23 protein-coding genes and 2 pseudogenes are annotated in these 20,339 nt (G+C 68.0%); 4 read left to right on the forward strand and 21 right to left on the reverse strand.

What is annotated here, in order from left to right; genetic code table 11:
- Nucleotides 1-9: 9 nt before the first annotated feature.
- The 3 genes from KUM03_RS09860 to KUM03_RS38195 form a co-directional block, all read right to left on the reverse strand.
- Entirely contained in the window at nucleotides 10-390 is a 381-nt protein-coding gene (locus tag KUM03_RS09860; RefSeq protein ID WP_217246651.1) for a VOC family protein, read from the reverse strand.
- 30 nt (nucleotides 391-420) lie between these two features.
- Nucleotides 421-1,122 carry a hypothetical protein gene (locus tag KUM03_RS09865; RefSeq protein WP_217246683.1) on the reverse strand — a complete coding sequence of 234 codons (702 nt, stop codon included), beginning with the start codon at nucleotides 1,120-1,122 and terminating at the stop codon, nucleotides 421-423.
- A 109-nt stretch (nucleotides 1,123-1,231) separates the two neighbouring features.
- Entirely contained in the window at nucleotides 1,232-1,570 is a 339-nt protein-coding gene (locus KUM03_RS38195) for a hypothetical protein (protein WP_254399069.1), read from the reverse strand.
- Nucleotides 1,571-2,196: 626 nt separating this feature from the next.
- Here KUM03_RS38195 and KUM03_RS09875 point away from each other — a divergent pair.
- On the forward strand, nucleotides 2,197-2,457 hold the full coding sequence (locus tag KUM03_RS09875; protein ID WP_254399070.1) for a hypothetical protein: 261 nt from the start codon (nucleotides 2,197-2,199) through the stop codon (nucleotides 2,455-2,457).
- A gap of 171 nt (nucleotides 2,458-2,628) precedes the next feature.
- Nucleotides 2,629-3,168 (forward strand): hypothetical protein, encoded by a 540-nt coding sequence (locus KUM03_RS09880; RefSeq protein ID WP_308406285.1) that lies wholly within the window; start codon nucleotides 2,629-2,631, stop codon nucleotides 3,166-3,168.
- A 235-nt stretch (nucleotides 3,169-3,403) separates the two neighbouring features.
- On the opposite strand, the gene KUM03_RS09885 is transcribed toward KUM03_RS09880, so the two are convergent.
- Nucleotides 3,404-3,889, reverse strand: a complete 486-nt coding sequence (locus KUM03_RS09885) for a hypothetical protein (protein WP_254399071.1) — start codon at nucleotides 3,887-3,889, stop codon at nucleotides 3,404-3,406.
- Between the two features lie 183 nt (nucleotides 3,890-4,072).
- Here KUM03_RS09885 and KUM03_RS38205 point away from each other — a divergent pair.
- Nucleotides 4,073-4,290, forward strand: a pseudogene (locus KUM03_RS38205) (hypothetical protein).
- Nucleotides 4,291-4,296: 6 nt separating this feature from the next.
- Here KUM03_RS38205 and KUM03_RS09895 read toward each other — a convergent pair.
- The 14 genes from KUM03_RS09895 to KUM03_RS09960 form a co-directional block, all read right to left on the reverse strand.
- Entirely contained in the window at nucleotides 4,297-4,923 is a 627-nt protein-coding gene (locus KUM03_RS09895) for an OmpA family protein (RefSeq protein ID WP_217246655.1), read from the reverse strand.
- Between the two features lie 8 nt (nucleotides 4,924-4,931).
- Nucleotides 4,932-5,510: a hypothetical protein gene (locus tag KUM03_RS09900; protein ID WP_217246656.1), complete on the reverse strand. Its 579-nt coding sequence runs from the start codon at nucleotides 5,508-5,510 to the stop codon at nucleotides 4,932-4,934.
- 34 nt (nucleotides 5,511-5,544) lie between these two features.
- Nucleotides 5,545-6,141 (reverse strand): pilus assembly protein TadG-related protein, encoded by a 597-nt coding sequence (locus KUM03_RS09905; RefSeq protein WP_217246684.1) that lies wholly within the window; start codon nucleotides 6,139-6,141, stop codon nucleotides 5,545-5,547.
- Nucleotides 6,138-6,332 carry a Flp family type IVb pilin gene (locus tag KUM03_RS09910; protein WP_217246657.1) on the reverse strand — a complete coding sequence of 65 codons (195 nt, stop codon included), beginning with the start codon at nucleotides 6,330-6,332 and terminating at the stop codon, nucleotides 6,138-6,140. The genes KUM03_RS09905 and KUM03_RS09910 overlap by 4 nt, the downstream gene beginning before the upstream one ends.
- A gap of 132 nt (nucleotides 6,333-6,464) precedes the next feature.
- Nucleotides 6,465-7,271, reverse strand: coding sequence for a response regulator transcription factor (locus KUM03_RS09915; protein ID WP_217246658.1), 807 nt, complete (start codon nucleotides 7,269-7,271; stop codon nucleotides 6,465-6,467).
- A 38-nt stretch (nucleotides 7,272-7,309) separates the two neighbouring features.
- A complete protein-coding gene (locus KUM03_RS09920) occupies nucleotides 7,310-8,713 on the reverse strand; it encodes a sensor histidine kinase (protein ID WP_254399072.1) in 1,404 nt (467 codons plus the stop codon).
- 66 nt (nucleotides 8,714-8,779) lie between these two features.
- Complete coding sequence (locus KUM03_RS09925) at nucleotides 8,780-9,673, reverse strand: DUF5936 domain-containing protein (RefSeq protein ID WP_217246660.1); 894 nt, start codon at nucleotides 9,671-9,673, stop codon at nucleotides 8,780-8,782.
- Between the two features lie 13 nt (nucleotides 9,674-9,686).
- A complete protein-coding gene (locus tag KUM03_RS09930; protein ID WP_217246661.1) occupies nucleotides 9,687-10,631 on the reverse strand; it encodes a type II secretion system F family protein in 945 nt (314 codons plus the stop codon).
- An 8-nt stretch (nucleotides 10,632-10,639) separates the two neighbouring features.
- Nucleotides 10,640-11,977, reverse strand: coding sequence for a CpaF family protein (locus tag KUM03_RS09935; RefSeq protein ID WP_217246662.1), 1,338 nt, complete (start codon nucleotides 11,975-11,977; stop codon nucleotides 10,640-10,642).
- A gap of 18 nt (nucleotides 11,978-11,995) precedes the next feature.
- Entirely contained in the window at nucleotides 11,996-12,415 is a 420-nt protein-coding gene (locus KUM03_RS09940; protein ID WP_217246663.1) for a TadE/TadG family type IV pilus assembly protein, read from the reverse strand.
- Nucleotide 12,416: 1 nt separating this feature from the next.
- Nucleotides 12,417-12,812, reverse strand: coding sequence for a pilus assembly protein (locus KUM03_RS09945; protein ID WP_217246664.1), 396 nt, complete (start codon nucleotides 12,810-12,812; stop codon nucleotides 12,417-12,419).
- Nucleotides 12,809-14,083 (reverse strand): AAA family ATPase, encoded by a 1,275-nt coding sequence (locus tag KUM03_RS09950; RefSeq protein WP_217246665.1) that lies wholly within the window; start codon nucleotides 14,081-14,083, stop codon nucleotides 12,809-12,811. Before KUM03_RS09950 ends, KUM03_RS09945 begins: the two co-directional genes overlap by 4 nt.
- A 7-nt stretch (nucleotides 14,084-14,090) precedes the next feature.
- A complete protein-coding gene (cpaB, locus tag KUM03_RS09955; protein WP_217246666.1) occupies nucleotides 14,091-14,798 on the reverse strand; it encodes a Flp pilus assembly protein CpaB in 708 nt (235 codons plus the stop codon).
- Nucleotides 14,799-14,902: 104 nt separating this feature from the next.
- Complete coding sequence (locus KUM03_RS09960; protein WP_217246685.1) at nucleotides 14,903-15,790, reverse strand: hypothetical protein; 888 nt, start codon at nucleotides 15,788-15,790, stop codon at nucleotides 14,903-14,905.
- Between the two features lie 372 nt (nucleotides 15,791-16,162).
- On the opposite strand from KUM03_RS09960, the gene KUM03_RS09965 reads away from it, so the two are divergent.
- Nucleotides 16,163-17,902 carry a chitinase gene (locus KUM03_RS09965; protein WP_217246667.1) on the forward strand — a complete coding sequence of 580 codons (1,740 nt, stop codon included), beginning with the start codon at nucleotides 16,163-16,165 and terminating at the stop codon, nucleotides 17,900-17,902.
- A 75-nt stretch (nucleotides 17,903-17,977) separates the two neighbouring features.
- On the opposite strand, the gene KUM03_RS38210 is transcribed toward KUM03_RS09965, so the two are convergent.
- The 3 genes and pseudogenes from KUM03_RS38210 to KUM03_RS09980 all read right to left on the reverse strand — a co-directional run.
- The gene (locus KUM03_RS38210) at nucleotides 17,978-18,136 is read right to left on the reverse strand and encodes a hypothetical protein (RefSeq protein WP_254399073.1); all 159 of its coding nucleotides are present in this window, start codon (nucleotides 18,134-18,136) and stop codon (nucleotides 17,978-17,980) included.
- 286 nt (nucleotides 18,137-18,422) lie between these two features.
- The gene (locus KUM03_RS09975; protein ID WP_254399074.1) at nucleotides 18,423-18,890 is read right to left on the reverse strand and encodes a hypothetical protein; all 468 of its coding nucleotides are present in this window, start codon (nucleotides 18,888-18,890) and stop codon (nucleotides 18,423-18,425) included.
- A gap of 669 nt (nucleotides 18,891-19,559) precedes the next feature.
- Nucleotides 19,560-20,240 (reverse strand): annotated as a pseudogene (locus tag KUM03_RS09980) (RHS repeat domain-containing protein); the annotation flags it as partial.
- Between the last annotated feature and the right edge of the window lie 99 nt (nucleotides 20,241-20,339).

A 20,339-nucleotide genomic window follows, 5' to 3' on the forward strand; every position in this document is an offset into this window, starting at 1 on the left:
ACCGCGCCCTCACGGCCAGACGGTGGCCTGCGCCGCGAAGACTTCCCTCTCGCTCTCCACTGGCAGGACGCAGACCAGGTGGCCGCCCGGGACACGCAGTATGCGGCACTCCTCCCACTGCGAAACCTGTTCCGCTCCCAGGGAGGTCAGGCGCTCGGTCTCCGCGTCGGGGTCGTCTGTCTCGATGTCCAGGTGGATGCGAGGTGCGTCGTCGACTGCCTGCACTGTGGTGACCAGCCCGGGCAGTGCCTGGTGGAGCGTGGTGAACTGCGGTTGTGGAGGGAAGGAGCCGACCTTCACCCCGAGGGCCGCTGCCCAGAACTTCGCTGCCTGCGCGGCTTCCGCTTCCGGCGCGTCGATCAGAACGGCGTACACACGGCTTCTGTGCATGCTTTGCCTCTTTCCATGTGACGGGTCGTGTCACTGGCGCGGGCGCATCAAGTGCAGGTCCTCGCCCCATTCGTCCAGGACCGGCCCATGGCCGGCCTCTCGTGCCACCGCTTCGACCTGGCCGAACATCTGTCGTTGCAGATCCCTGTCGCCGTGTGCCGCGATCCGGCCGATCGTGGCCAGGAGCTCGGGCGCGTCCCAGCCCGGTAGTGGGAACCTCTCGAGTTCCCAGGTCAAGTACTTGTTGTACGGACGGGGGCGGCGGTCGAGAGCAAACAGGAAGTCGAGCAGGAAGCCGATGCTGTCGCCCGCGTCCAGGTGCGCGGCGAGCGGGTGGCCGTCGCGGGCGTTCTTCACCGACCGGTAGTGCGAGTTCGAGTAGGCGTCCAGCCAGGCGGCTGCCGCGCGGGACGCCTCCTCGGCCTCCAGTCGTCCCTTCGCGGCGACGATCGACGCGATCTCACCGTCCAGCCGGTCGAGCAGGACTCGACCCCGAGCGATTCCGTAGCGCTCCAGGCCGTCGAGCCGTCGGAAGCCCTCCACCGTCGTGACGACGAGGTCCAGATCGGCGGTACGGCAGTCCGCGAAGCCCGCGAGGGCGGCTTCCTGTTCGTCGGAGACGATGGCGTACACGTCGTGGTCGGAGTGCTCGGTGACCATGCCCTCGTGTGCGTGGGAACCCTTGAGGACGAGCCCCAGGATGCCGGGGACAGTGGCGGCCTGTGCCGTCATCGACGCGTAGTTCGTGGGGTGGTGGGATGTGTAGGAGAACTCCGGCACGTTCAGGACGCTATCTGCTTCGTTCACCGAAGTCAGCTCGATTTCCGGCGCCCGCGGAGCTTCAGCCGGAGACGATGTCGAGGACGGCCGTGCCGTCTTCTCCCGCCACTGCTCGAATCACCACGGCGTCAGCTCGGGGACTCGGTCTGGCACGGTCGTTGCCCACGCCACCGCAGGAGTTGCCGCTTCCGTTGGCGCGGAGGACGGTGATGCACCCTTGCCCCGGGCCACGGGCGGTGCCCTTTGACTGGCTCTGGGGAGACTTCACCGCGTAGGCGACCTCGTTCGGGCCGACTTCCGTCACGTCGAGCGTCACCGACACGCCAGTAGGTCCCTTGAACCGGATCGTGACCGGCTCGGTCACCAGGATCTGGCAGTCACCGTCCTTGCAGGCGTCCACGTCTCGGCCATCCGCTGCCGACGGCGGCGGTGCCGGTCGCTTCGTGGTGGCAGGAGGACTGGGAGCAGGCAGAGAGGGCTGTGACGCGCCAGGTTCTGTCGTACGGGCACCGTTCGAGGGCGTTCCGTCGGCCTTGCCCGAGTCGCCGCAACCGGTCGCCGTCGCCAAGGACAGCAGGGCCGCGACGGCGAGAAGCCGGGCCGTTGACGTCGCTGCCACAGTGATCTCCCCACCACGTCATCCCAGTAGGGCGGTTGGCCTATCGTCGACCTACCTCAGCCCTTCCCGCCCATGCTTCCCTTGCCACCCGGACACCACGCCGGTGCAACGAGTCCGATGATGCCAGGGACGTTTGACCCACTTCTTCCGAGTATGCGATCTCAGTCGAAGTGTGCGCGGTGATGGCTGGAGCAGGAGGCTTGTCGGCGACCGGGTGTAGGACGGTGCGCCGGAGCGGTGTCCGTGAAGCAGCTGGCACACGTCCCGGATCGGGCGACCGCTACTGTACGACGCCACGCCATGAGTTCCTTCGAGACGACCCAGGAGCTGGATGTTCGGGAGGTCTAGGCCGTCAGCACCTGCGTGGGCCGGTCATGTCGAGGCGGCCACAGGATGCCAGCAGAACTATGCAGTACGTCGACAGCGTCCACTCGGTCGGCGGTGGGCAGTCAGGACGAACGAAAGGCGAGGAAGGTGGGAACCGGATGTCCTTTCTGAGGTTCGCCGAAGACGAGGTGAAGGACATGGCAAGCAAACTGGAGACCAGCGGCAGCCATATGAAAAGCGCATCGAAGGAGATGGAAGACGCCGATTTGAAGGAGATAGGCCACAAGGACCTGGAATCCGCATGTGACGACTTCGTCGAAGTTCGCCAACAAAGCCGCTGAAGAGTTCACCAAACTCGACCAGAAACTGTATGACGAACTCCAGAGAGCGCGTGAAGTAACAGGAGAAAAGTGAGTTTTCGACGGCACCTCAGGAAGCTCCTGCGCGAGACCGAAGGGGGTGGTCGGCCTTACGGGTCTCCTCACGTCTCAAGCGTCACGGACGAAGCCGAGGTGTCGTTCACGACAGAGGCCCCGTGGCCGTCGCTGTGGAAGTTCGCGCAGTTCGCGTACATCGCCGAGCAGTACGGCTACCTCTACTCCGGCCTGGATCCTGAACTGCGGGACTCCGGAACACCGTTCTTCGTCTTCCGGCCACTGCCAGACGCGCGCGAGCGCTCCGCTCGTACGAGAGAGCGTTTTCCCGGCGCCCTCGACGGCGGTCGGCTGCCCGGTATGCGCGCATGGCCCGTGCCCATACTGACGGGGCCGAAGGCACGGAACGAGGTCAAGCTGCTACATGCCCGGATCGCCATCGACTACTACGGAGCGCTGGGGCGGCAGCGTATGCGTCCGTGGCTCATCGGCATTCCGGTGGCGTTCTTGCTCTTCCTGCTGGTGAACGGCGAGCTGCACGGGACCGGACTGCGTGTCGCGGCCAGTATGGTCGCGGCGCTGCTCATTGCGTTGGCGATTTCCCGCGCCTTCGTGCGTCGTCGACGTGCGGCGTACCAGCGGCTGCTTAACCGGTCCGGTGTCCGTTGGCCTCCATGACCACGTTGTTGTGCGTCGAAGATGAATGTCCGCCCGATGTGTGCGAGGCGCGCACTGTAGGAGTCCAGAAGGTAGACCGACGGCGTCGCGATCGTGACGTACGCGCAGTAGTCGACCGGCGCGGGAACAATCAATTGGAGCAGCGCCATGGGGATCTTCTGCATGGTCGAGTCCTCAGTACCCGCAGAGGCCTGTTCACCGGCGCGTAGTTCGACGGTCCGCAGGGAGGCCGACATCACCCCCGGCCCGCTCGGCAGCTGGTCGCGAGCAGCATGTCCTGTCGCCCTCGGAGGCCCTTGCCCAGTGCGAAGTCCAACTCCTCCGCCTCGGGCTCTCCGGCGAAGAAGCACCGTTCCTTGGCCCGGTAGATTCCTTCGGCAGCCAGAAGCCGCTCACCATGAGTGCTGGGGCGTACGGAGACGACAAGCAGCCCGTAGGACAACTTGTCCTCATTGCGGACGCGTTCGGCTCCCAGGCACATGGCGATGTCGACGAGCGTGTCGTCCCGCTCCAGGAACATGGGGAGACGGCGCCGCATGCTCTCGGCGGACTGTGCACGCTCCACCACGTCGGCACCCGGCATCGGCTCTGTCAGTGCCTCCGTCCAGCCCTCCACGGTGGCCGGGTCCTCAACCGTCACGAACTCCTCCGGAAGGAGGTAGCGGAAGGCGTACGGCACATCCCGCCGATCCGTCCGGTCGGAGGGCAGGGGCGTTGTCATGACGCCGCCCGGGGACCCGGGGACTGAAGCCCGTCGGCAAACGTGCACACGGGCCGGAATTCACCGGCGCGAAGGCCCAGCTGACCAAGTACCGTGCCCACTTGGAATGGATGGAGGACGCCGCGCTGTCAGCGTCAGCCTCGCGTGATCTCATCCGTCGTGTCGCCCGTGAACTCTGAGGAGATGGCCACTGTGTCAGGCATCGACTGGGAAGAGCCCTTCTGCGGTGAGGGCAACAACTGCTTCCGCATAGGCACGGATTCCGCATAGGCACGGATGACGAAGGCAACGCCTACATCGCCGTTGCCGGGCAGGAGGACCGTCCGCTCGTCGACAGCCACGCGGCTCTCCGGTCGCTCATCCTGGAGATCAAGGCGGGCAAGGCGGACCATCTGCTCTGACCGCCATCAGTCCTCCGTGCGTGGGAAGGAGACTTCCACCCTGCGGTTCTTCTTGCGGCCGGCCTCGGTCGAGTTGTCGGCGATGGGGTACTGCTCGCCGTAGCCGCGGACCTCGTAGGTGATGCCAGCGTCGTTCAGGGTCTCGGTGAGGATGTCGTGCACGGCGTTGGCCCGCTTCTTGGAGAGTACGTCGCCGTGGGCCGAGGAGCCGAGGTTGTCTTTGAAGCCGAAGACTCGGACGCGGGTGGCGTTCTGGGTCTTGATCTCCTCGGCGATGCCGGTGATTCGCGACTTGGCCTCGGCGCCGAGTTTCGCGCTGTCCTTGCCGAAGAGGACCTCTGCCTGCAGCGCGAAGGTGACGCTGGTGTTGGTGTCCTCGCGGCGTTCGTCGCCGCTCCGGTCTTCCACGACCGACTTGATGTCCAGCACCTTGGCCTGCGCGAGCGTGGCGCCGTCGGGGAGTTTGAGGTCCGGGTCGGCGGGGTCGACCTTTACGGGGGCTGCTGCGGAGGGGTCGGTGCCTGGGGGGTCGTTCGGGTCGTCATCGGCGGCGTGGGCCGACGTTGTTCCCACGACGCCCGTTGCGATGAGTACGGAGGCAGTGAGGAGCACTGTCAGACGGGTGTGGATCATCGGTGGCCTCACCCTGAGATCTCAATGGGAGCGGCCGCGAAGGTCGGAAGCTGGAAGGTGACCTTCGTCGTGTCGGCAGGTGGTGCCGGGAACTGCATGAAGACGGGAATGGAAGCACCAGGTTTGATGCGGGGCATATCCGTGGTCGTCAGAGGGCGGCCGTCGGTGTCGCGCAAGACGTAGAAGCGCTTCTTATTGCCGGAGTCCACGAGGGTTGCTCCACCGAGCGAAGCACCGTGCCGCATGATCTCGGTTTCATCGCCCCTGGTCCGAATCGGCACACGCGTCGCATCAGCTCCGTCGTTCTTGATTTCGCCGCTTACGGTCACGAATCCGCCCGCGTCTCTGGCGGCGGACTCGATCGTAAGCACCAGACCATCCTCGCCCTTGACCTCGGCCAAGACTTCGTCAGAGCCCTGTTGGGTGCTGGGGCCCGCCTCGCCGCCCGAGGAGGCAGACGTCGGCGCCTCTGGCTTCTTGTCGCCGTTGCCACCACCACCGCAGCCGGCAACACCGAGGGACAGTCCGGCTACAACGGTCAACGCAGCCATCCCCCTGCGGACCCTCGTCGTGAACCGAATACTCATGACTCCGCTTCCTTCTTCGCTCGTCGCACGCTTGTCAGTCGGTCAGGTGCACGTCGAACAGCTCCTGAGGCTCTGGCAGGTCGAGAAGATCATCCAGGTCCCAGGACTGCTCCTTGCAGGTGAGCCTCGGTAGCGCATCACCAACCTCCGCGCCCGCCTCGGGTAGCTCGAACGTGCAGTTCGGCTCGATCACAGCGACAGCTGACGCCTGCGCGTAGTCGTCCTCCGTGCCTGGCACTATCGAGTCCCCGACCGGCTCGTCCGTCGTGACCTCGACCGAGTACCGGAGCGGACCGTCCATCGTGCAGTCGTCGACGTGTGCCTCGTTCTGCGCTGCAAGTTGATCCGCTCGCCAGCAAGAATCGCCGAGACCGGTCACTACTCCGTCGAAAATGGTGTCCCAAGAGGTCGGATCTTCCACGTTATCCGCCCACTCACCAGCCAGCTGATCCCTGGTTTCCTGCGCCGCCGCGAGCGCCGCCGCATCGGCCGCCGTTTGGGCTCCGTTACGGTTTGTTGCGGCTTGACCGACCGCGAGATACGCGAACGCGAGAAAGAGCAGACCCGCCACCACCGTGATGTAGATGGGGAAGGCCTGCCCTGCGTCGTTGCGATGAGGCTGCGAGTTCAGCCGATGAGTTCGTCGATTTGGTCCGTGATCGCCTCGTAGATGGTCTCCCCGATGTCCGTCCCCGTAATAGCCAACACAATCGCCACCACCACCGCGATGATCCCCAGATACTCCACCGCCGTCTGCCCCTTGTCGTCCCGGGCGGTGCGGGTCTGAAGGTGGGCGGCGATGGTGTGGAGCCAGTTGGTCATGGTGTTCCCCTCCAGGGTGGGCGGTGCCGCGGTGGTCGTCTGGAAGGTACGGCGGGACGGTGCTGTGGTCCGAGGGTCCGTGGGCCCAATCGGGGGCCCAAACGCGGGGCGGGCGTCGGTTGGTCATCGCGGTCACCCCAGGCCCAGCCACTTGGCGGTGGCCTCTGAGCGGCTGGTGCTGTGGAGCTTGGCGAAGATGCGGTTGATGTGGTTCTTGACCGTCTTCTCGCTGATGAAGCAGGTGCCGGCGATCTGCTGGTTGTTCATGCCGGACGCGATGAGATCCATGATCTCCACCTCCCTCGCGCTCAGTTGGAACCTCGACCTGTCGGGAGTACCTGAAGAAGACTGTGCCATAGTTGGTTGCAGTTGCGAAAGGTTTTGGGTTGAGTGGGGCCATCTGGGTTGTGGCGCAGCGGATTTTGACTCGTTCCGAACGTGTGCAGTCGCGTTTGCTTCAGGTGTCCCCCGCAACTGTTCCAGCAACGCCCCCGCCGCCGTCGGTGTGAAGTGGGCCCTGCCCTGCCTCACGTCCCGCACCGCCGTCACCAGCTGCTCCGCCGTGAACTCGCCGTGGACCAGGTAGCCGCCCGCCCCGCGTCGCAGGGCCTCCTGGATGATGTCCGACTCTCTGCTGTACGTCAGCATCATCACCGGAGCGATGGCCACCAGGTACGGGAGGGCCGAGATGCCGTCCACGCCGGGCATGCGTACGTCCAGCAGGACCACGTCGGGGCGGTGCTGTCGGGCGGCCTCGCAGGCCGCGTGGCCGTCGGCGGCCTCTGCCACGACCGTGATGTCCGCGCGGCCCGAGAGCAGGGCGGTGAGGCCGGCGCGGACGACCGGGTTGTCGTCCGCCACGACGACCCTGAGCGGTGCTGGGGGTTCGGGGGTGGTGGTGGCCGGCAGGGGTGGGCGGTGGGACTGTTCGTCGCGCATCGGGGGCCTCCCTCCTGACGTGAGCGGTGGTGTGGTGGTCACGGGGTGGTCCTCCCGCCCGGTGTCAGCGCGGCCAGAGGCAGGTCCACCCGTACCTCCGTGCCGTGCGCGTGCTCGCCCCGGCCGATGCGGATGCGGGCGCCCACCGAGGCGGCCCGCTCGACCATGCCGACCAGGCCGAAGTGGCCCTCCTTGCCCAGCTTTTCCAGGCTCGTTGCCTCGGGGAGGCCCTTGCCGTCGTCGTACACGCTGATTCGCAGGTGACCGCAGTGGACGCCCACGCGTAACTCGACGCGGGTCGGTGACGCGTGGCGGTGGGCGTTCTCCATCGCCTCCGAGGCGATCGTGAGGAGTTGGCGGGCCACGGAGGGAGGGATGGGGGGTACGGGTACGGCTTCCGTGTGTGCGAACGTGGTGGGGACGCCCGTGCGGGTCGTGAAGTCCGCCGCGCGCGAGGCCAGTTCCGCCCGTACGTCCGTGCCGTGGGCCGGGTCCGTCTCGCGGCGGAGGTCGGTCAGGAGTTCGCGGGACTCGGCGGCCGCCCTGCGGGCCGAGCGTGCGATCAGTTCGGCCTGGTGGCGGGCGAGTGCCGGGTCCATGACGTCGTTGCTCACCGTGGCTGCCAGGCCCTCGGCCGCCAGGGCTACGCCGTGCAGGGTCTTGGCCACGGAGTCGTGCAGCTCCCGGGCGAGACGGGCGCGTTCCGCGCTCACCGCCTCCGTGACGGCCAGGCGGGCCTGGACCTCGGTCAGGGCCCGGGTGGCGGCGCCGAAGCGGAGCAGCAGGTTGCGGAGGGTGGAGCCGATGGCTCCGGTGATGACGCACAGGCCGGGCAGGAGGAGTGACTCCGCCGGGTCGGGGTGCGGGTGGTGTTCGTCGGTCAGGGCTGCGTGGACCAGGAGCAGGAGCAGGATCTGGAGGGAGGCGAAGAACGCCGCGCCGCGCCAGCCGTAGGCCAGGCCGGCCAGGAGCGGGGTGCAGACGCTGACGTACGCCAGCGTGGTGTCCGGGCCCGCCGAGATGAGGAGCAGGAAGCCGAAGAGGGTGTCCACCGCCAGGAGGGTGGGGTGGCGCAGGAGGAGGGGGCCGAATCGCTCCCAGTCCCGGAAGAGGACGTACGAGCCCATGAAGGTGACGACCACCGCTGCGCCGACCAGCTTGACGCCCAGGCCGGGGCCCGCGTTGAGGAGGGCGGCGGGGGCGGCGACCGCGATCATGGCCAGGCGGAAGCCGAAGACCTGTCGGCACAGGGCTTGCAGGGCGTTCACCTGGAGAGGGATGGCCGGGGGCGCGGGTGGGGGTGCCTGCCCTGCGATCGGGGCGCTGCGTGGGGCGCTGCGTGGCGAGGGGTTCGCCGCCGGGGCGGTGGTCGGCGGCTGCGGTGCGGCTTCCCATCCCGGTGGGAGAGTCGGGAGTGTCATCGGTGGGTTCGTGATCGTCATGCCGTCCTCGTCCTCCCCTGCTCACCCGTGTGCCATGGTTCGTCGGTCGTCGGTCGTTCCGGTCGGCTACTCGCCCGTGATCGTTCCGAAGTCCGTTCCCGAGCCCAGGATCAGGCCCGCGCCGAGGAGCAGCATCGTGGCCGGGACCATGAACGTCGTGATCATCATCGTGGCCTTGGGGACGGCGCGGGCGGCCTTGCGGCGGGCGTTCTGGGCGTCGGTGCGGCGCATGTCCTTGGCCAGGGAGACCAGGGTGTCGACGATGGGGGCGCCCAGTTCCTCGCCCTGCTGGAGTGCGGTCACGAACATCGCCACCTGTTCGGAGTCGTTGCGCCGGCGCAGTTCCGCGAAGGCCTGGCGGCGGCCCATGCCGAGGTCCATCTGGCGGAGGGTGATGCGCAGTTCGTCGGCCCAGGGACCCGCGTAGCGCGTCGCCACGCGGTCCAGGGCCTGGCGGAAGCCGAGGCCGGCGCTGACGACCACGGCCAGGACGTCCAGGAAGTCGGGGAGCGTGCGCTCGATCTCGTCCTTGCGGATGCGGATCGCCGACCAGATGCCGACCTCCGTCCAGAAGGCGCCGAAGGCCAGCAGGAGAAGGGCGACGACGAACTGGCCGCGGAGGAGGAAGACCAGGAAGCCGACCGCGCCCAGGAAGCCGTAGACCGCGCGGCGGGCGGCGTAGCGGTCGATGGTGAGGCCGCCGGGGTTGCCGGCCAGGTCGATCCTGCGGCGGTACTTGGCGACCAGGGCGGGGCCCATGACGCGCAGTACGGCGGGGGCGTAGCGCATGCCCATGCGGTCGACGAGGGAGTCGACGGCGCCGGTGCGGGTGGAGCCGACCTCCAGGGCGAGAGCGAGGTCGCCGGGGAGTTTCGCCTCCGCCCGGTACATGCGGATGCCGGCGAAGACGCCCCACACGCTCAGGGCCGCCAGCAGTGCGAGGAGCAGTCCGATACCCATTGCGGCTCCCTTCTCAGACGTCGATGCGGGACAGGCGGCGGATGAGGACGAAGCCGACGGCGTAGAGCGCGAAGGCGACGACGACGGCGACCTGGCCGGCCGGGGAGCCGGTCATGCGTTCCAGGGCGCCGTCCTTCACCCCGTTCATCAGGAACAACGAGCCGACGCCGAGGACGGGGACGGCGTACGAGGTCATGCTGACCTGGGAGAGCTGGGTGCGGACCTCGCGGCGGGTCTCCTTGCGTTCCTCCAGGGTCTCCGTGAGGTTGCGCAGGGCGCTGACGACCTGGCCGCCCGCACGGTTGGAGAGGACCAGGGTGGTGACCAGGACGACGAGTTCGCGGGAGGGGAGGCGGTCGGCGAGTTCGCCGAGGGCGTCGTCCATCGAGGCGCCGATGGCGAGCTGGTCGGCGACCTTGCCCAGTTCCTCGCCGGCGGGGGCCTCCAGTTCCTCCGCCGCCATGCCGATGGCGGTGCGCAGGGCGAGGCCGGCCTGGGTGGCGTTGGCGAGGATGCGGGCGAGTTCGGGGAGCTGGTTGATGAACTTCTCGATGCGTTTCTGGCGTTGCCAGTTGAGGAACTGGACCGCCACTCCGATGCCCAGCAGGCCGGCGAGGGGGCCGAAGAAGGGGGCCAGGGCGGCCTGGCCGATCAGCCACAGGCCGGCGACCGTGGCGAGCATGTAGGCGAAGAACTCGCCGGGGGTGACGTCCAGGCCGGTCGCCGCCAGGCGCAGTTCCAGCTTGCGGCCGAGCTTGGTACGGCGCAGGCGGCGGTCCAGGGTGCGGAAGCGGCGCCTGCGGCCGGCGGGAGGGAGCTGGCCGGCGGCGGAGAGGCGGTCGACCAGGGCCTGGCGCTGGGCCTTGCCGGATGCGTAGGAGTGCACTCCGATGACTGCGAGGGCGCAGGTCAGCAGCGTGATGCCGGTGGTGAGGGTGACGAGTGTGTCGAGTTCCATCGGCGGTCCTACCTGGCTTCTCTGGTGGCGAGCTGGTCGGTGGTGTGGGCGACGCCGAAGGCCTGGGGGACGGGCTGGTTCGCCATGTAGAGGCGCTCGGCGGTGCGTCGCGGGAGGGGGTGGTACTCGAAGGCGCCGTGGATACGGCCGTCGGGGGTCATCGGGCGGGCGCCGAAGCGGGCGACCGTGGCCAGGCGGTACGGGTCGCCGCCGTGGCTGTCGAGCAGCGCGATCTCGGTGATGCGGCGGGCGCCGTCGGCGAAGCGGGTGAGCTGGACGATGACGTCGACCGAGCTGTTGATCTGGTCGTGCAGGGCGACGAAGGGGACCTCGACGTCCGACATGGAGGCCAGGGTCTGGAGCCGCATCAGGGCGTCCTCGGCGCTGTTGGCGTGGACGGTGGCGAGGGAGCCGTCGTGGCCGGTCGACATGGCCTGGAGCATGTCCAGGGACTCGCCGCCGCGGACCTCGCCGACGACGATGCGGTCGGGACGCATGCGCAGGGAGTTGCGGACGAGGTCGCGGATGGTGACGCGGCCCTGGCCCTCGACGTTCGGTGGGCGGGACTCCAGGCGGATCACGTGGGCCTGCTGGAGCTGGAGTTCCGCCGAGTCCTCGATGGTGATGATGCGCTCGTGCTCCGGGATCAGGCCGGAGAGGGCGTTGAGGAGGGTCGTCTTCCCGGTTCCGGTCGCGCCGGAGACGATGATGTTGAAGCGGGCCTGCACCAGGCCGGCCAGCAGGTACAGCATGTGGTCGTCGAGCGAGCCGAGGCCGATCAGTTCGTGCAGGGTGAAGGAGCGCGGGAAGCGGCGGATGGTGAGGGTCGCGCCGGTGAGGGAGAGCGGGGGGATGATGACGTTGACGCGTTCGCCGGAAGGGAGGCGGGCGTCGACCATCGGGTTGGACTCGTCCACGCGGCGGTTGACCGTGGACACGATGCGTTCGATGGTCTGCATCAGCTGGTCGTTGGAGGCGAAGCGGAGGGGGAGTTGCTCCACCCGGCCGCCGCGTTCGACGAAGATCGCGTCGGGGCCGTTGACCATGATCTCCGTGATGGAGGCGTCTTCGAGCAGGGGCTCCAGGATGCCCAGGCCGAGGGCTTCGTCGACGACCCGGCGGATGAGCTGGGAGCGTTCGACCGTCGACAGGACGGGGCCCTCGCGGCTGATGATGTGGCCGAGGACGCGTTCCAGGCGGGCCCGGCGCTCGGCCGTCGCCAGCGAGCTCATCTCGGCGAGGTCGATCTCCTCGAGGAGCTTGGCCCGGTAGGAGGCGACGAGGTGTCCGTCCTCGCCCCGGCTGCCGTGCTCCTCGGGGGAGTGGATGCGTGCGCGCAGGCTCATGCGTCCTCGGCTCCTCGGTCAGTGGTCGATCGGCATGGTGGCCGTCTTGGTGGCGTTCCCGAAGTCCCAGCCGGGGACGATCGAGGGGATGTCGACGGTGGCCGTGACGGTGACCTCGTCGCCGCCCTCCTCCGCCCCGCAGTCCGTGCCGTCGGCCAGCCAGTCGCTGACCGCCGCGTCGCACGCCTGCCCGGCGCCCTCGTCGAGGGAGGCGCTGCGCGCTCCGGCGCGGGCGGCGGTGCCGGCCTGCTGGGCGGTGTAGGCGATCAGGCCGAGCTGTACGGCGGCCAGGGCGACGATGATCAGGATCGGGAGGAAGCCGAGGTACTCGATGGCGACCTGGCCACGTTCTCGGTCGGCCCGGCCCCGGTCCAGGGCGGTCCGGCCCCGGTCCCTCGCGCGAGCCCTTCGGGCAGAGTTTCGGGCGGAGTACGGCATCTCAGTCGGTCTCCTCCTCCACGGCCCCCGCGTGACCCCGCACGTCGAAGGGGAAGCTGACCGTGCCCGGGAAGAGGATCGGGACCCTGATCTCGACGTCGGCCGTGACGAAGCCGCCCGCCGTGCCGCAGTCCACACCGGCGCCCCCCTCCCACGCGCCCGGCAGCTTGTCGCGGCCCGCCTCCTCGCAGGCGCCCTGCCGTGCCCCCCGTTCGGCGGCCGTCGCAGCCCGTACCGCCTCGTCGGCAGCATTCCCCGCGAGCGTGAACGTGTACCCCACGAGCACGAGCTGCCACAGCACCACCAGCGTGACGATGATCGTCGGCAGCATGCCGAGGAACTCGACGGTGACCTGACCGGAATCCCGCGCCCTCCCCCGTCCCGGTAACGCGCTCATCCCCCACCGTCCTTCCGCCGCCGGAAGCTCACCGACCCCCGGTCGCCGCGGAACCGATCGCCGCGGAACCGGCCGCCGCCCTTGCGGTGGTCCGCCTCCGGCGCCTTGACCAGGCGCAGTTCGCCCGCGAGGGCCCACAGGGCCTGCTTCACCGTGCTCTTGGCGTCCAGTTCGTGGACGCGGCCGGCGTCCACGGCGCCCTGGAGTTCCTTGAAGTTGGCGGGGACGGTGGTGCCGGCGACCGGCGTGCCGGTGATCTTCTCGATCAGGGCGGGCTGGATCTCGGTGCCGCGCGTGTGCCGGTTGACGACCACGGTCGTCTCCTCTGCCTTGCGGATCTGCAACCGGTCCCACATCCGCACCGCCCGCTTGGCACCCCGTACGGCGACCACGTCCGGCGTGGTGACCAGCAGCGCCGCGTCGGCCATCTCCACGGCCGCCGCGCCGGCCCCGCCGAGCTGGGCTCCGCAGTCGATGACGACAACCTCGTAGCGGGAGCGCAGGGCGCTGACGATCTGGCGGGCGGCGCGGTCGGTGACCTCCTCGCCGCGTTCGCCCTCGCCGGGGGCGAGGAGCAGGGCCAGGCCCGTGTCGTGGCGGAAGACCGCGTCGGCCAGGACGCGCGGGGAGATGTCGTTGATGGTGGCCAGGTCGGCCACCGAGCGGCGGAACTGGACGTCCAGGTAGGAGGCGATGTCGCCGGCCTGGAGGTCCATGTCGACCAGTGCGGTGGGCCGGCCCGACGCCTGCGCGGCCAGCGCCAGTTGGATGGCCGTCAGGGTGGCTCCCACACCGCCCTTCGCGCCGCCGACCGTGACGACGGTGCCGCCGACGCCGGTGAAGACGTCGCCGCCGCTGCCCAGGTGCCGGCGTACGCCCACGGACCACTGGGCGACCGCCTGGACGCGGCTGGCGAGTTCCTCGTAGCTGAGCGGCAGGGCGACCAGGCCGCGGGCGCCGTAGTCCATGGCGGCCTGGAAGAGGCCGGGACCGGGGTCGGAGGTGACGAGGATGACGCCGACGGCGGGGAAGCGGAGGGCGACCTCGCGGATCAGCTCCAGGGCCGGGACCGGGCCGATGCGCTCGTGGACGACGACGACCTCGGGCAGTTCGTCGACCGACTCGGCGGCGAGGCGGGCGAGGGTGTCGACGAGCTGGGTGGAGTCGACGACCGGGGCGACCGGTTCGGCGTCGGGGAGCTGGCTGAGCAGGGTCGTGATGGACCGTACGGCGTCCGCGTCGCCGACCGCCGGGAGAATCCTCGTGGGCATACGGGGCTCACTTGTCCTTCGCGAGTTCGTACGTCCGGTCCTCGTCCGGGACCGTGGTGTCGCTGCCGGGCGCCACCAGCGCGAGCCGGACCCGCTGGGCGAACGACTCGGCGTAGGTGATGCGCTGGGCGTCGATGGTGGACAGTGCGAAGGTGATGGGGACGGCGTCGGTGGGTTCGCGGTCGTGGCTGTTCTCGTCGGGCTGCAGCGAGGTGAGGTCGCCGACGTCGATGACCTTGGCGTTCGTCACGATGATCTTGGACTGGGCGGGATCACCCTCCCGCTGCCCCTCGAAGGTGGCGTACACGTTGACGGAGGAGCCCGGTGTGATCTTCCCGGCCACGCCGGTCGCCGCGTCGATCATGATGGCGACCTCCTGCTGCCCCGGTTGCAGAGCGGGCTGCTTGACGATCATGTCGCTCTGCAGCAGTGAGCCCGCCTTCAGCGTCGTCACGGCGATCTTGCCGCGGACCTGGCCGAGATCCGTGACGGCGTTCTTCGACAGCCAGCGCTCGGGCATCTCGATCTTCTCGAACTGCCGTGCGCTCAGCGGCGTGTAGGGCTCCACGTCGGTCTTGAGCCGGTACGCGGTGACCTCGGGGCCGACCTTCGACTTCACGTCGTTGACGACGGACAGCACGCCGGCGAAGGCGCCGAGGGCGCAGAGGACCGACAGGATCAGCAGGATGATGCCGCGGCGCTGACGTGAATTCATGTGCCGTGCAACCTCGTTGGGGGAATCGGTCGAGCCGGATCGGATGGCGGGGCGGGAGCGGGGGCGGAGTGGGGCGGTACGGGCCTACCCGGTGGCGGTACGGCCTACCCCGTGAGGGCGCGTCTCTCACGGCGCTGGCCAAGGGCGGGGCCCCGGCGCTCACCGAGGGCGCGGCGCTCGCCGAGAGCCCGGCCCGGGTCGGCGTCGTACTCCGGCGGCGTCGCGGAGCAGAACACGCACCGGTCGCCGATGACGTCGATGCCGCACCAGTGGCACCTGCTCTGCCGCACGGACGTGACCAGCTGGTAGAGGACGGAGAGGTCGGGCAGGTAGGCGCAGAACTCGGCGAGTCTCCCCGTCCCCCACCAGCCCGGCGACTCGGCGGGCAGCGGCAGCTCGCGCAGGCCCTGCACCCGCCAGGACGGGGCGAGGGTGCCGGTGACCCAGTCGGGGGCGAGCTGCCCCTTGGCGACCAGCAGCCACGTCCCGAACTCCGGCCCGTCGAGGGCGGCGTCCGGCCCGATCCGCACCAGCTGCGGCACGGGGTGGGCGACGACACCGAACTGACTACCCGGCATCCATGACCTGGCGTGCGACTTGAGCCCCACGGGGACGTGGTCCAGCCGGGCGACCGAGCCGAGGAGCGCGCCGGCGTGGATGTAGTGGGTGAGGAGGCGGCCGGCCGAGGCGAGGACGCCGGGGCTGAGGTCGCAGGAGGCGAGCTGGCGCAACTGGCGGGCCAGCACGGCGAGTCCGAGCGGGGGCAGGGGCGGCCGGAACAGGGCGATCCGGTCGGTCTCCAGGAGGGCGCGGACGGTGTGCAGCCGGCGTTCCACACTCGCCGGGAGGACCTGCGAGCACACCACGATCACATGGCCGTGCTGCTCGACCAGCCCCTGCAGCTCGGCCAGCGCCTGCTCCAGCGGACGCTGGTCGACGTCCTGGAGCACGACCGCGGGCAGCGTCCGATCGTCCTGCGGCGGCAGTGCCATGTCGGCACTGGTCACGGCAATGGCAGTTGGCACGCGCGGCTCCCCGTCTCCCCATGCCCGTCGGCATGCCGGTGTTACTCCGGCACACCCGGATGACTTCACTGCGTGACTACCTGAGCACTGTATCCACGCGTCTGTGACCGGAGAACAGCGTTTCTGTAGCTGTGGAACAACTTGTGTGGCACAAGTTGCGCCAAAACGGGGCAGGTTGAGCATTTCCCGGTCACGGCTCGGGCGGCACGCGGCCTCATCTCGGACGCCGCCAAGTCCGCGAGGCGGTACCGAACTTGGTCCGTACCTACCCCTTGACACCCTCAATTGGTCTGGACCACCTTGTACCTCACTGCCCCCATCTCCCCACCGGAGGCCCCCATGGACCCCGTACGCCGACGTACCGGCAGACAGATCGGCAGACAGATCGGCAGGCGGACGAAGTTCTGGGCGGGTGCCGTCACCGCCGCGCTCGCCCTCTCCGTCACCGCCGTCGGCCAGGCGTCCGCCGCCGACGTCAACAACGCGAGGAACGCCGGCTTCGAGGCCGGGCTGAGCGACTGGACCTGCTCGGCGAACAGCGGTACGACCGTCTCCTCCCCGGCACACGGCGGCTCCGCCGCGCTGAAGGCGACGCCGAGCGGCCAGGACAACGCCCGCTGCTCCCAGACGGTGAAGGTGAAGCCCGGCTCGACGTACGACCTGAACGCCTGGGTGCAGGGCGGGTACGCCTACCTGGGCGTCACCGGTACGGGCACCACGGACGTCTCGACCTGGACCCCCGCCTCGACGTCCTGGAAGCAGCTGAGGACGACCTTCACCACCGGCTCCTCCACCACCTCCGTGACGGTGTACACGCACGGCTGGTACGGCCAGTCCGCCTACTACGCCGACGACCTGTCCGTCTTCGGCCCGGACGGGGGCGGCGGTGACGACGGCGGCCCCGAGCCCACCGTGCCGGCCACCCCGGCCGGCCTGAGCGTCTCCGGCACCACACCCTCCTCCGCGTCCCTGGCCTGGGACGCGGTCTCCGGCGCCACCGGCTACAACATCTACCGCGACGGTACGAAGGTGACGGCGGTGACCGGCACGTCGGCGACCGTGACCGGCCTCGCGGCCTCGACGTCGTACTCCTTCCAGGTCACGGCAACCAACACGGCCGGCGAGTCGGCGAAGTCGGCGGCGGTCACGGCCCGCACGACGGCGCCGGACGACGGCGGCGGCAACGGCGGTGACCTGCCCAAGCACGCGGTGACCGGCTACTGGCAGAACTTCGACAACGGCGCGGAGGTCCAGCGGATCTCGGACGTCTCCTCCCAGTACGACATCATCGCGGTGGCCTTCGCGGACGCGACCGGCACGCCGGGCGCGGTGGACTTCAACCTCGACACGGCCGGCCTCGACGGCTACACGGTCGACCAGTTCAAGGCGGACGTCCGGGCCAAGCAGGCGGCCGGGAAGAAGGTCATCATCTCGGTGGGCGGCGAGAAGGGCACCGTCTCGGTGAACGACGCGGCCTCCGCGACCAACTTCGCGAACTCCGTGTACGCGGTGATGCAGGAGTACGGCTTCGACGGCGTCGACATCGACCTGGAGAACGGTCTCAACCCGACCTACATGACGCAGGCCCTGCGCGCCCTGTCGGCGAAGGCGGGCCCGGACATGATCCTGACGATGGCGCCGCAGACCATCGACATGCAGTCGACGTCGGGCTCGTACTTCCGGACGGCGCTGAACGTGAAGGACATCCTCACGGTCGTCAACATGCAGTACTACAACAGCGGCACGATGCTGGGCTGCGACGGCAAGGTGTACGCGCAGGGCACGGTCGACTTCCTCACCGCCCTGGCCTGCATCCAGCTGGAGAACGGCCTCGACCCGTCCCAGGTGGGCCTCGGCCTCCCGGCCTCCACCCGCGCGGCCGGCGGCGGCTACGTCGCCCCGTCGGTGGTCAACGCCGCCCTGGACTGCCTCACCAAGGGCACGAACTGCGGCTCCTTCAAGCCGTCGAGGACGTACCCCGACCTGCGGGGCGCGATGACCTGGTCCACGAACTGGGACGCGACGGCGGGCAACGCGTGGTCCAACGCGGTGGGTCCGCACGTGGACGCGCTGCCGTAACGACGGTTGACCGGCTCCCCCCGCCCGCGGAAGCGTGGGCGGGGGGAGCCGACACTTCGCAGTCTCGCCAGTGGCTCAGCAGCCGCCCCAGGTGGCCCGCAGGTCGGAGCACCGCACCACGATGGTCGAGTCCGTCAGCACGATCTCGTGGACACAGCCGTCCGGAGCGGGAGTGATCTCGTCAAGAACGACGGTCTCCACTTCCATCCAGTCGATCTCCCGATCACTTGCCACCGAGAAGTGGGTGACCCCTTCGTATGCCAGACACAGACCGTCCTCGTGCTTCCACTCGTTCGGCGCGAACCGAATGATCAGGCGCTCGCGTCTGCCCACCGGAACGTGAATGCCGGTCAGTTCAAGATCCGAACTCCCGGGCGCCGGGCGGCAGAGCCTCGCCCAGCCTGGGAAGCTCCCTCAGATACTCACTGGCGTCCACCTGGAAACCCGGTAGCGCGAGGTCCCAATCGGCTTTTACGTACTTCATCCCTCGCAGCTCCCCCGGAATACAATGCGCCCGATCTCAGACAAGGAGAAGCTGATCCTTGACGGCAAATTGCGGGAAGACTTGAATTTCCATCCTCCCGACGCACTCGCTCATATTGAATTCAACAGAGAGATAAGTGACTCTTTTGCCGGAGTGCACTGAAATGCGTGTCGCGCCTTCGCGGAAGACGTCGACCACCTCCTGCCCCCCTCTGTTCCTCCATCTCACCCGCACTGAGCGGCCGAGTGGATCATAGGAGAACTTGAGGAACTCCTGCTCCTCACCCTGAAGCGCGAGAAAGCGGGCGCCACTGTCCTCGTCCACCTCGGGCCACTCACCGATCGCTTCCAGGATGTCCTGATCGTCAGGGCAGGTCAATTCTCGATACATACCTTCTCCAGCATCGCACGACCACTCGACACCCTGTCCACCGTAAGATCTACGAAGTAGAGAGGATCCTGCTCCGTTCCGATTCAAAAATCTGACGAGCGTGCGGATCGCCATCGTAGTAGGATTCCCAGAATCCCGATTTCCAAGCATCTGGACGCAAGGCGAATGACCCGGTCTCGAACTGGACGTAGGACCAGGACGGCGGAATTGACGAAGAGGTCACGGCGAATGCCCTACTGTCAAACAGGGCCGAATTTTCACCTTCGATGAACTCAATACGGAACTGCGCACCCCTCTCGTGAGGCACGAACACTTCGAGTACCACATACTCTCGACCCACTCTGAGCACATCAGTCCCCTGTAGAATAGCCGAGTCCTCGACATCTGGCGGGTTGAATCGAACACGCACGTTCGTCACCTTCTGTTCATGATGACCTTGTAGTCATACTTCAGCACTCTACCCGTCACCGGGTTGTAGTAGTAATGCACTTGGTAATCGCCATACGGCGACTGATGCGTCCTGGTCGTATACTTCCCCCAGTCACTGAGCCTACTCCCATCTGTGATCATGAGTTCACGAACGGCCGAGTTCTTCAATTCATCACCGGGAATTACACGACGCGATTCCTGGATGGCCTGCGGCGTGAGCCATCCATCCTCATTGAAGATGGAGCCCGATGACTCTCTTCGCAGCTGATCGGCCAGCTTCTGCCCGTCGGCAGAGCCGGACACGAAGTTCTCCGTGACATCCTTTCCTTCCTTTCCTGCCACGCTCAAACATCTCGGCGCAAGGCCATGCGGATCAGACCACGTGTGGGGATTATGAACGTAGGACAGAGGGTTCGGGGACGGCTCGAGTCCGAGAGGGTCCGAAGTAATGTAGCGGGCTGTCTCTGGGTCGTAGTGGCGAAAATAGTTGTAGTGCAGACCTGTTTCAGGGTCGTAGTACTGCCCGGGGAAGCGTAGTGGTGTGTAGGTCGAGCCGTTCGTGGCCCAAGCGGTCGTGCCCCACAACGTGCTGCGGGCGCGCCATGCGATTTCACCCTCTTCGTCAATGAGTTCTCTGGGGGTCCCGACCAGGTCGGAGACAATGGCGAAGAAGCGGGAGTCAATCTCTTCCTGGGGTGCGTCCGCCGCCGTGACACGCTCTGTCTGGGCAATGGGACGCAGGTCTTGATGGTCCCAGGTGAGAGTGACCGGGTTCGGCAGATCGGGGGCCGTGGTGGTCTGTTCGCACAGGGTCGCGCCGTCCCACGTGAAATCGACGCGCTCAATGATCGCTTCGCCGTCGGGTGCCAGGCGGAGCTTGGCTGTGCGCCGCCCCAGCGGGTCGTAGGCGTAGCGCCAACGACTGCCCTCGGGGGTGGTCACCTGGACGAGGCGGTCCTCGGCGTCCCACTCGTAACGCCAGGTGTCGGGCTTGCGTGACAGTCGCGTTTTCTGACGGAGGACGATGCGACCTAGATGTGCTGTCCCGGGACGTTGGTGACACGCGTGCTGGGTGCTTGAACAGGTGAGGGCCTTCTGGGTTCGGTGTGGATTGCGACATCTACGCCCGACCGC

This window comes from Streptomyces sp. AC602_WCS936 (assembly GCF_019049125.1).
Taxonomy (GTDB): Bacteria; Actinomycetota; Actinomycetes; order Streptomycetales; family Streptomycetaceae; genus Streptomyces.

Excerpts from the sequence above, each read along its gene's own strand:
- KUM03_RS09975 (WP_254399074.1), bottom strand. The coding sequence starts at position 18,890 with ATGGCGATCCGCACGCTCGTCAGATTTTTGAATCGGAACGGAGCAGGA.
- KUM03_RS09885 (WP_254399071.1), bottom strand. The coding sequence starts at position 3,889 with ATGACAACGCCCCTGCCCTCCGACCGGACGGATCGGCGGGATGTGCCG.
- KUM03_RS09930 (WP_217246661.1), bottom strand. The coding sequence starts at position 10,631 with ATGGAACTCGACACACTCGTCACCCTCACCACCGGCATCACGCTGCTG.
- KUM03_RS09945 (WP_217246664.1), bottom strand. The coding sequence starts at position 12,812 with ATGAGCGCGTTACCGGGACGGGGGAGGGCGCGGGATTCCGGTCAGGTC.
- KUM03_RS09940 (WP_217246663.1), bottom strand. The coding sequence starts at position 12,415 with ATGCCGTACTCCGCCCGAAACTCTGCCCGAAGGGCTCGCGCGAGGGAC.
- KUM03_RS09950 (WP_217246665.1), bottom strand. The coding sequence starts at position 14,083 with ATGCCCACGAGGATTCTCCCGGCGGTCGGCGACGCGGACGCCGTACGG.
- cpaB (WP_217246666.1), bottom strand. The coding sequence starts at position 14,798 with ATGAATTCACGTCAGCGCCGCGGCATCATCCTGCTGATCCTGTCGGTC.
- KUM03_RS09900 (WP_217246656.1), bottom strand. The coding sequence starts at position 5,510 with ATGAGTATTCGGTTCACGACGAGGGTCCGCAGGGGGATGGCTGCGTTG.
- KUM03_RS09865 (WP_217246683.1), bottom strand. The coding sequence starts at position 1,122 with ATGACGGCACAGGCCGCCACTGTCCCCGGCATCCTGGGGCTCGTCCTC.
- KUM03_RS09910 (WP_217246657.1), bottom strand. The coding sequence starts at position 6,332 with ATGACCAACTGGCTCCACACCATCGCCGCCCACCTTCAGACCCGCACC.
- KUM03_RS09915 (WP_217246658.1), bottom strand. The coding sequence starts at position 7,271 with ATGCGCGACGAACAGTCCCACCGCCCACCCCTGCCGGCCACCACCACC.
- KUM03_RS09920 (WP_254399072.1), bottom strand. The coding sequence starts at position 8,713 with ATGACGATCACGAACCCACCGATGACACTCCCGACTCTCCCACCGGGA.
- KUM03_RS09965 (WP_217246667.1), top strand. The coding sequence starts at position 16,163 with ATGGACCCCGTACGCCGACGTACCGGCAGACAGATCGGCAGACAGATC.
- KUM03_RS09935 (WP_217246662.1), bottom strand. The coding sequence starts at position 11,977 with ATGAGCCTGCGCGCACGCATCCACTCCCCCGAGGAGCACGGCAGCCGG.
- KUM03_RS09960 (WP_217246685.1), bottom strand. The coding sequence starts at position 15,790 with ATGGCACTGCCGCCGCAGGACGATCGGACGCTGCCCGCGGTCGTGCTC.
- KUM03_RS09860 (WP_217246651.1), bottom strand. The coding sequence starts at position 390 with ATGCACAGAAGCCGTGTGTACGCCGTTCTGATCGACGCGCCGGAAGCG.
- KUM03_RS09925 (WP_217246660.1), bottom strand. The coding sequence starts at position 9,673 with ATGGGTATCGGACTGCTCCTCGCACTGCTGGCGGCCCTGAGCGTGTGG.
- KUM03_RS09895 (WP_217246655.1), bottom strand. The coding sequence starts at position 4,923 with ATGATCCACACCCGTCTGACAGTGCTCCTCACTGCCTCCGTACTCATC.
- KUM03_RS09875 (WP_254399070.1), top strand. The coding sequence starts at position 2,197 with ATGCAGTACGTCGACAGCGTCCACTCGGTCGGCGGTGGGCAGTCAGGA.